This is a genomic window from Xenorhabdus eapokensis, assembly GCF_001908105.1.
In genome coordinates this window covers 117,388-130,067 of the sequence record NZ_MKGQ01000003.1, presented here as the reverse complement: position 1 = coordinate 130,067, position 12,680 = coordinate 117,388, and the positions used below count along the sequence as shown (strand labels likewise).

Below are 12,680 nucleotides of genomic sequence, written 5' to 3'. Positions count from 1 at the left end.
ATAGTGACAGCGTCAATTCACCTAATTAGGATTATGTGAGTAATATGTTATTCCGTTGGCCTATCCGTGTTTACTACGAAGACACAGATGCTAGTGGTGTGGTTTATCACGCTCGGTATTTGGGGTTTTACGAAAGAGCTCGTACAGAAATGTTGCGGGAAAAAGGCTTCAACCAACAGTCTATGCTGGATGAGCAGGTTGGCTTTGTTGTTAGTCGTATGACGATTGACTACCGGAAACCAGCAAAACTGGATGACCAACTGATTGTTGAAAGCGAAGTTACGAATATTCGTGGCGCTTCTCTGACATTTATTCAACGAATTGTTGATTGCAATGGCGTAGTTGTCGGCAGCGCGGAATGCCTGGTTGTCTACGTGAATTCATCTCAAATGAAGCCGATTGCGCTTCCAAAGTCTATTGTCGCGGAGTTTAAGCAGTGACTGACATGAACATCCTTGATTTATTTCTTAAGGCAGGTTTCTTAGTGCAGCTAATCATGTTGATTTTGATTGGCTTCTCTATCGTCTCTTGGGCAATCATTATTCAACGGACAAAAATTCTTAATGCCGCAAGCCGTGAGGCAGATGCATTTGAAGATAAGTTTTGGTCTGGTATTGAATTATCTCGCCTTTACAAAGAAAGTCAGTCACGCCGTGATTCACTAAGTGGCACTGAGCAAATCTTCCATTCTGGGTTTAAAGAATTTTCTCGTTTACATCAGGCAAATAACCATGCCCCAGAAGCTGTTATTACAGGGGCTTCCCGTGCCATGCGTATTTCACTAAACCGTGAATTGGAAGTATTGGAAAATCACATTCCATTTCTGGGGACGGTAGGCTCCATCAGCCCTTATATTGGTTTATTTGGTACGGTCTGGGGGATCATGCATGCCTTTATTGCCTTGGGGGCGGTCAAACAAGCCACTTTGCAAATGGTTGCTCCTGGTATTGCTGAAGCTTTAATTGCAACAGCTATTGGTCTGTTTGCCGCAATTCCTGCGGTGATGGCCTATAACCGCCTGAACCAGCGCGTTAACAAACTGGAACAAGTTTACGATAATTTTATGGAAGAGTTTCTGGCTATCCTGCATCGTCAGGCTTTTGCTTCCAATACCAATAAGTCGTAATAAATCGTAAGGGGAAATCAGCGAATGGCGCGCACTCGTAGTCGCAGACGTGAGCTAAAATCCGAGATCAATATCGTCCCCTTGCTGGACGTGTTGCTGGTATTACTGCTTATTTTTATGGCAACAGCACCGATTATCACGCAAAGCGTAGAAGTCGACTTACCTGATTCGGTGGATTCAAAGACAGTTTCCAGCACTGATAATCCGCCGGTCATTGTGGAAGTTTCTGGGGTAGGGCAGTACAGCATGATTGTTAATCAGGAACGCTTGGAATTATTACCTGAACAGCAAATCGTTGCAGAAGCTCAAACCGTGATGAAAGCCAATCCGAAAACGGTTTTCCTGATTGGTGGTTCTAAGGAAGTTCCTTATGATGAAATTATCAAGGCGTTGAATATGCTTCGTCAGGCAGGTGTAAAATCGGTGGGTTTAATGACCCAACCTATTGGTGCCTGACGGCGGTAGTTACTTAAAGTTTCTGGATGTCGAGCGTGGGAAGAACAAGCGAGCAAAATAATAGGCTGAATCGCGCCATTATCATTTCGGTAATATTGCACATTATCCTGATCGGGTTTCTGATTTGGGGTTCTTTGGTGCAAAAAACAGAAATGGGGGGCGGTGGACAAGATGGGACTGTCATTGATGCTGTTATGGTTGATCCGAATGCGGTCGTTCAGCAATATAACCAACAACAACAGCAACAGGCTAATGCAAAGTTAGCTGAACAGCAACGGAAGAAAAAAGCTGAGCAACAGGCGGCTGAATTGCGGGCAAAGCAGGCGGAAGAACAGGAACGCTTGAAAGTGGCGGAAGAAGAGCGAATTAAGGCACTACAGGAAGCTGAAGCGCAGAAAAAACAGTCTGCGGTTGCTGCCGCTAAGGCACGTGAAGAGCAGGAACAGGCTGATGCCGCCGCTGCTAAAGCGCGTGAAGATCAAAAACAGGCAGAAGAAGCGGCTGCAAAAGCACTGGCAGAAAAAGAACGAATTCTAAAAGAGCAAGCTGAAGCCCGACAGAAAGCGGAAGCCCAGGCGAAGAAAGAAGCGGAAGAGGTGACAAAACGTAAAGCGGCGGCTGAGGCAAAAGCTAAAGCGGAAGCCGAAGCGAAGGCTAAGGCAACAGCAGAAGAGAAAGCCAAGGCAGAAGCAGAGGCTAAAGCAAAAGCAGCCGCAAAATCTAAGGCAGAAGCGGCAAAGCAAGCTCAAACAGTTAATGATCTGTTAGGTGGATTAACGTCTAACACACCTAAGCAGGGTGGAGCGGCTACGGCAGGAAAAGGTGGCGGTAAGAAAAGTGGTCTTTCTCAGCAAGATATTAATAGTTATCTGGGAAAAGTTCAGGCTGCCATAGAGAGTAAATTTTACGATTCGAATCTGTATATCGGTCGTACTTGTGATTTAAATATAAAACTGGCGCCAGATGGATTATTGATTGATATCAAAGCGGGTGCGGGTGATCCGGCGTTATGTCGAGCAGCAATTACCGCCGCTAATTTGGCAAAAAAAATGCCACCTCCACCAAGCAAAGAGGTTTATGAATATTTTAAGAGTTTCACACTAGAATTTAAGCCGCATTAAGTTAAATGTTTGGCAGATAATCGTTATGTTCTAGGTAAACTTTCGAATAATTTATATGTACAAACAAAATTATTAGATTTTATTTAGGTATCTAGTTTTGTTTGTTGGCGTTTGTTAGAATCCGGCGAATTATTGCGGCAGGTAAAAGATCGCGATATGGGAGAGATGATGAAGCAAACTTTTAAACAGATGTTTAAAGTCATACTGGGCTTTCTGATGCTATGGGCAGCACTTGCTCATGCAGAGGTTCGTATTGAAATTACACAGGGTGTTGATTCTGCCCGCCCTATTGGGGTTGTTCCATTTAAATGGACTGGGGAAGGCGAATCCCCTGAAAATATTGGTTCAATTATTGCTGCGGATTTGAGAAACAGTGGGAAATTTAATCCGATTGATCCTACTCGTATGCCACAACAACCAACTACCGCATCAGAGGTAACGCCTGCCGCATGGACTGCGTTGGGGATAGATTCAGTTGTTGTTGGACATATTCAGCCTAGTGCGGATGGTAAGTTTTTAGTTTCTTATCAGCTTGTTGATGTTGCCGGTGCACCAGGAACAGTATTGGCACAAGAGCAATTTACAATTGAAAAAAAATGGTTGCGCTTCGCTGCACACACAGTCAGCAATCAGGTTTTTGAAAAACTGACAGGTATTCGCGGTGCATTTACTACCCGTATAGCTTATGTCGTCAAAAATAACAGTGCAGGTAAGTATCCATATGAGCTACGTGTTTCTGATTATGATGGTTATAATCAATCTACCGTACATAGCTCGCCAGAACCACTGATGTCGCCAGCCTGGTCGCCAGATGCTTCCAAACTTGCTTATGTTACATTTGAAGGTGGCCGTTCTGCGTTGATTATTCAAACACTGGCAACAGGTGCTATTCGTCAGGTCGCTTCGTTCCCTCGCCATAACGGAGCACCTGCATTTTCTCCGGATGGAACTAAGCTTGCCTTTGCATTATCTAAAACCGGTAGTTTGAATCTTTACGTGATGGATTTAGCTTCTGGCCAAATTCGCCCGATCACTGATGGCCGCAGTAATAATACTGAGCCAAGCTGGATGCCAGATAACCAGACACTGGTCTATACCTCAGATCAGGGTGGGCGTCCACAATTGTATAAAATCGATATTAATGGCGGTGCTCCACAACGCCTAACTTGGGAAGGATCACAGAACCAAGATGCAGATGTTAGCCCTGACGGTAGTTTTATTGTGATGGTTAGCTCAGCGAGTGGCAGTCAGCATATCGCCAAACAGGATCTGGCAACGGGATCTGTCCAAGTCTTGACAGATACGTTTCTAGATGAAACGCCGAGCATCGCACCTAATGGCACTATGGTGATTTATAGCTCCACTCAAGGGTGGGGAACTGTATTGCAGCTAGTTTCGACTGATGGGCGTTTCAAAGCGCGTCTTCCGGCTACCGATGGACAGGTAAAATCTCCTGCCTGGTCGCCGTATCTGTGATGCATAATAATATGTATGGCAAACTATAAAAGGATCAAAGAGATGCAACTGAACAAAGTGCTAAAAGGGCTGATGTTAGCTTTACCAATCATGGCCGTAGCAGCGTGTAGTTCTAACAAAACTGGCAATAATGATCAGTCGGGTGTAAGCACCGTTGATAATTCTTCTAAGACTCTGTCTGCTGAAGAATTAGCACGTCAGCAGATGCAAGAGCTGCAAAACAACAACATCGTATACTTCGGTTTCGATAAGTACGACATCAACGGCGAATTTGCTCAAATGTTGGATGCACACGCTGCTTTCCTGCGTACTAACCCATCTGTTAAAGTGACTATCGAAGGTCATGCAGACGAGCGCGGTACTCCTGAGTACAACATTGCTCTGGGTGAGCGTCGTGCGAACGCAGTGAAAATGTATCTGCAAGGCAAAGGCGTTTCCGCTGATCAGCTTGCTATCGTTTCTTACGGTAAAGAAAAACCGGCTGTACTTGGCCATGACGAAGCAGCATATGCGAAAAACCGTCGCGCTGTGATCGTATACTAAGAGTAATGCATGAACAGTAACTTCAGACGTTATATGTTGGGTCTGTCGTTATTGGTTGGCGTAGCGGCTCCTTGGGCCGCTACCGCCCAAGCGCCAATCAGTAATGTCGGCTCAGGCTCCACCGATGAGCGCCTCTCCCAATTAGAGCGTATTTCTGACGCTCACAGTCAATTATTAACCCAGCTTCAGCAACAGCTTTCTGACTCTCAGCGTGATATCGATACACTCCGCGGTCAAATTCAGGAAAACCAGTATCAGTTAAATCAGATCATTGAGCGGCAAAAAGATCTTTATCTGCAATTGGATAAAATCACCAATCCATCAAGTGCAGAGGGTTCTGAATCAGGAAATCGTGATGCGGCGTCTTCGGCACAAGTTGGGAATAAACAACCTGCTGGGTCGGCGAGTACAGGCAGTGAAAAAGGTGATTACGATGCCGCTGTCTCTTTGGCTATCAACACCAAGGAATATGATAAAGCGATTGTAGCATTTCAAAACTTTGCCAAAACCTATCCCAAGTCTAAGTACCTGGTGAATGCCAATTATTGGTTAGGTCAGTTGAATTACAACAAAGGCAAGAAAGACGATGCAGCTTATTATTTTGCCACTGTCGTGAAAGACTATCCCAAATCACAAAAAAGTAGTGATTCCCTGTACAAAGTTGGTTTAATCATGCAGGAAAAAGGACAAAAGGATAAAGCAAAAGCGGTTTATCAGCAGGTGATTAAGCAATATCCTGGCACGAATGCAGCAAAAATGGCTGAAAAAAAGCTTTCCGGAATGTAATAATTATCCCCAAAAGGTCAGAAATCGGTCTTTTTGGGGGTGATTGACCGCTTAATAAGCATTTAAACCCGTTTTTTAAAATAAACGTTGCGCCACGCTGAGAAATCAGTAATATATGCCGCCGTTGGCAGGGATAACTGCCAAGCAGATTTAGATGGGTCGTTAGCTCAGTCGGTAGAGCAGTTGACTTTTAATCAATTGGTCGCAGGTTCGAATCCTGCACGACCCACCATCTAAACTCTCACTATCAAGCATTCCCTAGATGGGTCGTTAGCTCAGTCGGTAGAGCAGTTGACTTTTAATCAATTGGTCGCAGGTTCGAATCCTGCACGACCCACCATCTAAATTCTCATCTCAAACATTCTTTAGATAGATCGTCAGCTCAGTCGGTAGTGCAATTGACTTTTAATCGATTGGTTACGACAGATTACTTAATAATTTAATTACTGACTTTACATTTTTCCCTGATCGTTTTTAAATCTTCGAAATAATTAAAGACTTTTTTTCTTAAATTAGCTATCTTGTTTAGTATGTAAAACATAAAGGAGCAAAATAGCCTGTTTATCTCGTAATTTCATATTTTTGTATTGATATACTAAACATTGTTTATGGTAAGGATAAAAAAGTATGGATTTTTTCAACATTAATAACATATTGGTACATATCCCACTGGGAACGGGTGGCTATAATCTTTCATATATTGAAGCGATTGGCACGATAGCAGGTTTGTTATGTATATGGCTTGCTAGTCAGGAAAAAATCATTAATTATCTATTTGGATTAATTAATGTCTCACTCTTTGCTGTCATCTTTTTTCAAATTCAACTCTACGCCAGCCTCATTTTGCAAATCTTTTTCTTCGCGGCCAATATCTATGGTTGGTATGCATGGAGTCGAGTAAATGAGCAAAAACAAATAGAGCTTAAAATCCGGTGGCTCAACCCTAAACAGATGGCTGTTGTTGCCGCGGTTTCCATCTTTGCCATATTGATCATGACATTTAATATCGATCAAATATTTGGTTATATGGCAAAAGTGGTGGTGCTCGCCCTACAGGAAATGGGTTTTAATATCATCATGCCTGATTTGCAGCCTGATGCTTTCCCATTCTGGGATTCAGTGATGACAGTCTTATCCATTGTGGCAATGATACTGATGACGCGTAAGCATGTGGAAAACTGGCTGATTTGGGTGATCATCGATGTTATCAGTGTCGTGATTTATTATTATCAAGGTGTTTTAGCCATGTCGCTGCAATATATTATCCTGACCGGTATTGCAGTTAATGGCGCTCGCCTGTGGATCAAGGCAGCGAAACATAATGAAGAACAACCACAAGAAAATGTAAATTAGCGTTGATCATCGGCCATAGAAATTTCTATGGCCTGTTGTTTGATATTTTCCTATATTCTCTTCTATTAAGCCATTTATTTGAATTAACATCATTTTTACTTCCAATGGTATTTTTCATAAAAAAGTATCCTATTTTTACTCACAAAGATTATTTACAGAACTACGCCTAACAGTTAGATTGAGATCACAAAATGATTTCGGATAACTGTAAACGTATTAGGTGAAAGGATAATGAATTACCAGAATGACGATATAAGAATAAGAAAAATAACAGAATTATTGCCACCAGTTGCATTGCTCGAAAAATTTCCGGCAACAGAAGAGAGTGCTATTACTGTTCACAAAGCACGTGAATCTATTCATAATATTTTAATTGGTGAAGATGATCGTCTATTGGTAGTGATTGGCCCGTGTTCAATTCATGATCCACAAGCGGCGTTAGAATATGCAGAGCGTTTGAATAAATTACGTGAAGAATTGAAAACCGATTTGGAAATTATCATGCGGGTTTACTTTGAAAAGCCCCGCACAACTATCGGCTGGAAAGGATTGATTAACGATCCAAGCATGGATTGTAGTTTTAATATTAATGGCGGATTACGTACTGCCCGTAAGTTATTGCTCGATATTAATAATATGGGGTTACCTGCGGCAGGTGAATTTCTGGATATGATTACTCCTCAGTATTTGGCAGATCTCATGAGCTGGGGCGCAATAGGGGCACGTACAACGGAGTCCCAAATTCATCGCGAATTGGCATCGGGGTTATCCTGTCCGGTTGGTTTCAAAAATGGCACGGATGGAACAATTAAAGTTGCTATTGATGCGATTAATTCAGCTAGCTCATCGCACTGTTTCTTGTCTGTCACAAAATGGGGTCACTCCGCGATTGTTAATACAGTAGGCAACCAAGATTGCCACATTATTCTGCGTGGTGGCAAAGAACCTAATTATAGTGCCGAACATGTCAGTGCCGTTAAAGAAGGACTACAAAAAGCCGGTTTGGCTCCCCGCGTGATGATTGATTTCAGCCATGCCAATAGCGCGAAGCAGTTCAAAAGACAAATGAATGTCGGAGCTGATGTTTGCGGTCAGATTGCGGGTGGTGAAAATGCGATCATTGGTGTTATGGTTGAAAGCCATCTGGTTGAAGGAAACCAAAACCTGGAGAGTGGCAAGCCTTTTGTTTATGGTCAAAGTGTGACCGATGGTTGTATTGGCTGGGAAGATACCGAAACGTTACTGCGTCAGTTGTCTCAGGCCGTTCAGAACCGCAGAAGCTAATTTATTGTAAAAATGCCATAAAAAAGCCGGATTAATTTCCGGCTTTTAACATTCTTTTTATGCGATGTGAGGATTACTTCGCTTTACCCTGATTTGCAACTGCTGCCGCTTTTGCCGCGATTTCATCAGCGTTGCCCAGATAGTAGTGTTTGATAGGCTTCATGTTTTCATCAAACTCATAAACCAGTGGTACAGCAGTTGGAATATTCAGTTCAAGAATTTCTTCTTCACTCATATTATCCAGATACTTCACCAATGCCCGCAGGGAGTTACCGTGAGCAGCGATAATGACTTTTTCGCCTTTTTCTACGCGTGGCTTGATAACTTCTTCCCAATAAGGAATAACACGTTCGATAGTAGTAGCAAGGCTTTCAGTGACTGGGAGTTCTTCTGGTTTCAGGCTTGCGTAACGAGGATCGTGGCCTGGGTAGCGTTCATCATCTTTGGTCAAATCAGGAGGAGTAATAGCGAAGCCACGACGCCACAATTTAACTTGATCATCGCCGTATTTGGCTGCGGTTTCTGCTTTATCCAGACCTTGTAATGCGCCGTAGTGACGTTCATTCAGTTTCCAGCTTTTCTCAACGGGCAGCCATTGCTGATCAACCTGATCCAGAATGTTCCACAAAGTGTGAATAGCACGTTTTAGAACGGAAGTGTAGGCGAAATCAAAAGTGAAACCTTCTTCTTTCAATAGTTGACCAGCTTGTTGTGCTTCAGAGCGGCCTTTATCGGACAATTCAACGTCAGTCCAGCCAGTAAAACGGTTCTCTTTGTTCCACTCGCTTTCTCCGTGCCTTACAAGAACCAGTTTAGTTACAGCCATAGCTTAAACTCCTATCAGTACTTTTTAATACAAAATGAAAAAGATCGCTGCGGGCATTATATGGCGCGACAGGCCAAAACGGCAAACAATAGTCTCGTATCTCCTGTTTTAAATCATGTTTGGTGATAATTACGGCGATTATATATCTGGCAAGGGAGGGGATAGCGGGGAGTTTATGATCTGAACTGTCCCCGAATAGGAGACAATTCAGCTCAAATATAATTCAGTTTAGTGCATGACTACTGATTTTATTGGGTAGGTGAAAAATAGCAGATGCATCAGATTGAGTGAAAAATGGAAAGCAACAGCCACCCATAAACGACCACTCCACAGCCAGGTCAGGCCATAAATTAACCCTGCCAGCGTAGCAAAAATCACCAGCAAACCACCGCCGGCAAAATGGGCGGCGCCAAACAGTAGAGAGGTGATGACCAGAGCTAAGTAAGGATTCATCCATTGACTGAGCTTCTGCTGAATATAGCCACGAAACAGCGCTTCTTCAGCCAAAGAGACAAAGAAAAGATTAGCAATAACAAAGGCAGGGAACCAATTAGGTAAATGGAGTTCAACGGACAATCCACCTAATACGGTTGCAAGCCCTAATAATGCTGGAATGGCTGCGATCAATAACGCCCATCCATGAGCCGGTGCATTAACCAAAGGTTTTCTGATAAACAGAGTTGGCATACAGAATATTAGGATAAATGGCAGCAGCGCCTTGTCAAAGTTGAAGTACATTGAAAAAGGTGCGCTGAGCGAGCCTACCTGTACTTTATCCAAGTACTTGAGATTATGGAATCCTGGGATGTAATGTACAAACAGTAAAATACCACCGATAAGCAATAACAGCTCGATGACGATCCTGGGGATAAAATGTTTTTCGCTGTTTTTTTGGCAATAAATATATGCCATACCTAAAAGAGTTATCACTGTCAGCGTGATTATAGCAGGATAGGTAAGTACGTTAGTGCTGATCCCAGCAATGATAGCGAAGAGCGCGACGAAAAAAGCAATTTTCTGGCGACTCTCTAAAAGAGCCAATGCAATGGCAAGTAATGCCCAAGCCATATAATTCCCTATTATCTTTAAAAAAACCAATGAAATAGTCTAAAAATGGACGGTGATTTTATAGTAATGGTTAAAAAATTCAAAAATAATAATAAAAAATATCAAAAAAATATGACTTGATTTTATTAAAGAGTGATTACATAGAACGGTAATAGGAATCCCTCTCTTGATAGAGAGGGATAATTAATATGCTGAACGAAGAAAGAAGATCACAGCGATTCTACGGAAATACTCTCGGTTTCATACCGATAAATATCACCGTCAGGAATAAATCGCAGGCGATGGGTAATGCACTGTGGTGCATCTTCTTGATGGTGAGAAACAAACAGAAGCTGCGTATCACCATTAGCAATCATGATGTCAATGAAGCGCAGGATTAACTGGCGGTTTAGCGGATCAAGCCCTTGCAACGGCTCATCTAAGATCAATAAAGCGGGATGTTTCACCAGAGCACGGGCAATTAAAACCAGCCGCTGTTGCCCCCATGACAGACTATGAAAGGGGCTAGTTGCCGTTGATCCCGATAACCCTAATAAGTCCAGCCACTCATCGGCTAACTGTTGCTGTCGATCTGAAACAGCCTGATAAATTCCTATTGAATCGAAGAAACCCGATAGAATAACGTTTCGAACGCTGGTACTGACACGATACTCCAGATGAATACTGTTACTGACATAACCAATGTGACGTTTGATGTCCCAAATCGTTTCCCCGCTTCCCCGTTGACGGCCAAATAAGACTAACTCATTGCTGTAACCTTGGGGGTGATCGCCTGTAATCAGGTTAAGTAGTGTCGATTTTCCGGCACCATTTTCACCGATGATTTGCCAGTGTTCATTCGGATTCACTTGCCAGCTCAAGCCGTGCAAAATGGGTTTGTCATTGTATTGAACAATAACATCACGCATTGATACCAAGGGTTGGTCAAGTGGAAGTTGTCCATCAGTCCGGTATTCATCGGTTTCGGGCAGATGAATATTTTTCAGTCCTTCACTGTGTGCTAACTGTGCCACGAGAGATTGTGCCAGAATGCTCTCTTTCTTTCCGGCCAGCATCAGGTGGCAATCCGCCAATACGCCAACTTGTTCGACAAAATCAGGAATTTCATGGAATCGGGTTAAGATCAAAACTAAAGTAATGCCTTTTGCAGCCAGAGAACTCAATAATTGGGAAAGTTGATTGCGGGCATAATTATCTAACCCATCAAAAGGTTCATCAAGAATAAGCAGGTCAGGATTTGCCATTATTGCCTGACATAGCAGAACCTTACGGACTTCCCCGGTTGAGAGGTATTTGAATCGTCGCGAGAGTAAATCTTTAATACCAAAATATTCGCTTAATTCAAGGCACAATTCATTGTCTTTATGGTGAAGTTGAATAATATCTGCGGCAGTACGCCCAGTATCCTCTTCTCCGTCACTAATCAAATCTGTATTGTTGCGTTGCCACTCTTCATCAATCAGTTTTTGCAATTGTTCGAAAGACAGACGTATTGGTATGCGAAACGAACAATGGCGGTCACCTGTCAGTTGGATTAATTCATCCGACAATGCACGAGCCAGTGAAGATTTTTCACTGCCATTTGCCCCAACAAAAGCCCAGCTTTCCCCAGAAATAATTTTCAGTGACGGTAACCGTAGGGTACGGGTGTCACTTAAACGGAAACTAGCTTGCGTTATTTGCAATTCAGACATTCCTCTTCCTTATTTAAGCAACATCAACTAAAGGATCACCAGAAATAAGCGGAATAATGTTTAATGTCAATGTGTAGCTGTTTGTTATTCATTGAGGATTAATCATTTTTGTAATCGATTAACATAGGGTGGCAATCATCACTTTATCGGCATTGAAAAGTGCGGTAACAGAATCGTGGGGCTGGAGCTGTAAATGCGCCACGTCTTGGTTAGATAACGTAACACAAAGGGATTCACCGCCATCAAGTGTCAGAATAATTTCACTGTATTCTGTTCCTGTTTCAATATGGCTAACCTGGCTGGATAGGATATTTTCGCATGAAACAGCAGGAGCCTGATCTTTGGTTAAAGTTATCCACGGCGCTTTAATCAATACCAACACTTCTTTTCCGGTGACTAAATTCAGCCGATTGGCACTTTGTTCCGTTACAGCCGCATAGATTGATGTTTTACCATCTGCCAGCAAAACCCGAACATGTTGTTGAATATTGGCGTGGCTACGTTCAGTGATCGTACCGAAAAATTGATTGCGGGCGCTGGTTTGTAACGAAAAACGAGATATAGCCGCGAGCAAGCTGTCTAAGGGCAGAGAATCCTCTTTCAGGACATCAAACGCTTTTTGTTGAATTTTTTCCAATAAATCATAAAGTTGCAACAGACGTTCACCATAATGGCTCAGTTGGGCACCGCCGCCGCCTTTTCCACCCGTGGCACGTTCCACTAAAATCTCATCGGCGAGTTGGTTCATTTCATTGATGGCATCCCAGGCACTTTTGTAACTGATCCCAGCCTGCTTTGCACCTTGGCTAATAGAACCCGTGACTTTAATTTGCTTAAGCAATGTAATTCGCCGAGGATCAGCGAACAGGCGTTGTTGCAATTTCAGTATTAATAATATTTGGGCTTGCATAGTGATTTATTTAGGGCAACTATTTGAGAATTTTTAC

General features: G+C 42.8%; 13 protein-coding genes and 2 tRNA genes. 11 read left to right on the top strand and 4 right to left on the bottom strand.

Annotation, left to right across the window (positions count from 1 at the left end; genetic code table 11):
• The first annotated feature begins 35 nt into the window (after positions 1-35).
• The 11 genes from ybgC to aroG all read left to right on the top strand — a co-directional run bounded on the left by ybgC (position 36) and on the right by aroG (position 8,145).
• Positions 36-440, top strand: a complete 405-nt coding sequence (gene ybgC / locus Xedl_RS38075) for a tol-pal system-associated acyl-CoA thioesterase (protein ID WP_074022395.1) — start codon at positions 36-38, stop codon at positions 438-440.
• On the top strand, positions 437-1,126 hold the full coding sequence (tolQ, locus tag Xedl_RS38080; RefSeq protein ID WP_074022396.1) for a Tol-Pal system protein TolQ: 690 nt from the start codon (positions 437-439) through the stop codon (positions 1,124-1,126). The genes ybgC and tolQ overlap by 4 nt, the downstream gene beginning before the upstream one ends.
• A gap of 24 nt (positions 1,127-1,150) precedes the next feature.
• Complete coding sequence (tolR, locus tag Xedl_RS38085) at positions 1,151-1,582, top strand: colicin uptake protein TolR (protein ID WP_074022397.1); 432 nt, start codon at positions 1,151-1,153, stop codon at positions 1,580-1,582.
• Between the two features lie 35 nt (positions 1,583-1,617).
• Complete coding sequence (tolA, locus tag Xedl_RS38090) at positions 1,618-2,703, top strand: cell envelope integrity protein TolA (protein WP_074022398.1); 1,086 nt, start codon at positions 1,618-1,620, stop codon at positions 2,701-2,703.
• A 189-nt stretch (positions 2,704-2,892) separates the two neighbouring features.
• Positions 2,893-4,179, top strand: coding sequence for a Tol-Pal system beta propeller repeat protein TolB (gene tolB, locus Xedl_RS38095; RefSeq protein WP_208605021.1), 1,287 nt, complete (start codon positions 2,893-2,895; stop codon positions 4,177-4,179).
• A 42-nt stretch (positions 4,180-4,221) separates the two neighbouring features.
• Positions 4,222-4,722, top strand: a complete 501-nt coding sequence (gene pal, locus Xedl_RS38100; RefSeq protein ID WP_074022399.1) for a peptidoglycan-associated lipoprotein Pal — start codon at positions 4,222-4,224, stop codon at positions 4,720-4,722.
• 9 nt (positions 4,723-4,731) lie between these two features.
• Positions 4,732-5,508 carry a cell division protein CpoB gene (gene cpoB, locus Xedl_RS38105; protein ID WP_074022400.1) on the top strand — a complete coding sequence of 259 codons (777 nt, stop codon included), beginning with the start codon at positions 4,732-4,734 and terminating at the stop codon, positions 5,506-5,508.
• A gap of 156 nt (positions 5,509-5,664) precedes the next feature.
• A tRNA-Lys gene (locus Xedl_RS38110) sits at positions 5,665-5,740 on the top strand.
• A gap of 32 nt (positions 5,741-5,772) precedes the next feature.
• Positions 5,773-5,848, top strand: a tRNA-Lys gene (locus Xedl_RS38115).
• A gap of 287 nt (positions 5,849-6,135) precedes the next feature.
• Positions 6,136-6,861 (top strand): nicotinamide riboside transporter PnuC, encoded by a 726-nt coding sequence (gene pnuC, locus Xedl_RS38120; RefSeq protein ID WP_074022401.1) that lies wholly within the window; start codon positions 6,136-6,138, stop codon positions 6,859-6,861.
• 231 nt (positions 6,862-7,092) lie between these two features.
• On the top strand, positions 7,093-8,145 hold the full coding sequence (aroG, locus tag Xedl_RS38125) for a 3-deoxy-7-phosphoheptulonate synthase AroG (RefSeq protein WP_074022402.1): 1,053 nt from the start codon (positions 7,093-7,095) through the stop codon (positions 8,143-8,145).
• 73 nt (positions 8,146-8,218) lie between these two features.
• On the opposite strand, the gene gpmA is transcribed toward aroG, so the two are convergent.
• The 4 genes from gpmA to modE form a co-directional block, all read right to left on the bottom strand.
• Complete coding sequence (gene gpmA, locus Xedl_RS38130; protein WP_074018398.1) at positions 8,219-8,971, bottom strand: 2,3-diphosphoglycerate-dependent phosphoglycerate mutase; 753 nt, start codon at positions 8,969-8,971, stop codon at positions 8,219-8,221.
• A 228-nt stretch (positions 8,972-9,199) separates the two neighbouring features.
• Positions 9,200-10,039: a CPBP family intramembrane glutamic endopeptidase gene (locus tag Xedl_RS38135; protein WP_074022403.1), complete on the bottom strand. Its 840-nt coding sequence runs from the start codon at positions 10,037-10,039 to the stop codon at positions 9,200-9,202.
• Between the two features lie 209 nt (positions 10,040-10,248).
• Positions 10,249-11,733 (bottom strand): molybdate ABC transporter ATP-binding protein ModF, encoded by a 1,485-nt coding sequence (gene modF / locus Xedl_RS38140; RefSeq protein ID WP_074022404.1) that lies wholly within the window; start codon positions 11,731-11,733, stop codon positions 10,249-10,251.
• A 118-nt stretch (positions 11,734-11,851) separates the two neighbouring features.
• On the bottom strand, positions 11,852-12,643 hold the full coding sequence (gene modE / locus Xedl_RS38145; protein WP_074022405.1) for a molybdenum-dependent transcriptional regulator: 792 nt from the start codon (positions 12,641-12,643) through the stop codon (positions 11,852-11,854).
• Between the last annotated feature and the right edge of the window lie 37 nt (positions 12,644-12,680).

What these genes read in the sequence shown, in the direction of transcription:
- tolR (WP_074022397.1), top strand. Translation starts at nt 1,151, where the DNA reads ATGGCGCGCACTCGTAGTCGCAGACGTGAGCTAAAATCCGAGATCAAT.
- tolB (WP_208605021.1), top strand. Translation starts at nt 2,893, where the DNA reads ATGTTTAAAGTCATACTGGGCTTTCTGATGCTATGGGCAGCACTTGCT.
- pal (WP_074022399.1), top strand. Translation starts at nt 4,222, where the DNA reads ATGCAACTGAACAAAGTGCTAAAAGGGCTGATGTTAGCTTTACCAATC.
- cpoB (WP_074022400.1), top strand. Translation starts at nt 4,732, where the DNA reads ATGAACAGTAACTTCAGACGTTATATGTTGGGTCTGTCGTTATTGGTT.
- pnuC (WP_074022401.1), top strand. Translation starts at nt 6,136, where the DNA reads ATGGATTTTTTCAACATTAATAACATATTGGTACATATCCCACTGGGA.
- aroG (WP_074022402.1), top strand. Translation starts at nt 7,093, where the DNA reads ATGAATTACCAGAATGACGATATAAGAATAAGAAAAATAACAGAATTA.
- gpmA (WP_074018398.1), bottom strand. Translation starts at nt 8,971, where the DNA reads ATGGCTGTAACTAAACTGGTTCTTGTAAGGCACGGAGAAAGCGAGTGG.
- Xedl_RS38135 (WP_074022403.1), bottom strand. Translation starts at nt 10,039, where the DNA reads ATGGCTTGGGCATTACTTGCCATTGCATTGGCTCTTTTAGAGAGTCGC.
- modF (WP_074022404.1), bottom strand. Translation starts at nt 11,733, where the DNA reads ATGTCTGAATTGCAAATAACGCAAGCTAGTTTCCGTTTAAGTGACACC.
- modE (WP_074022405.1), bottom strand. Translation starts at nt 12,643, where the DNA reads ATGCAAGCCCAAATATTATTAATACTGAAATTGCAACAACGCCTGTTC.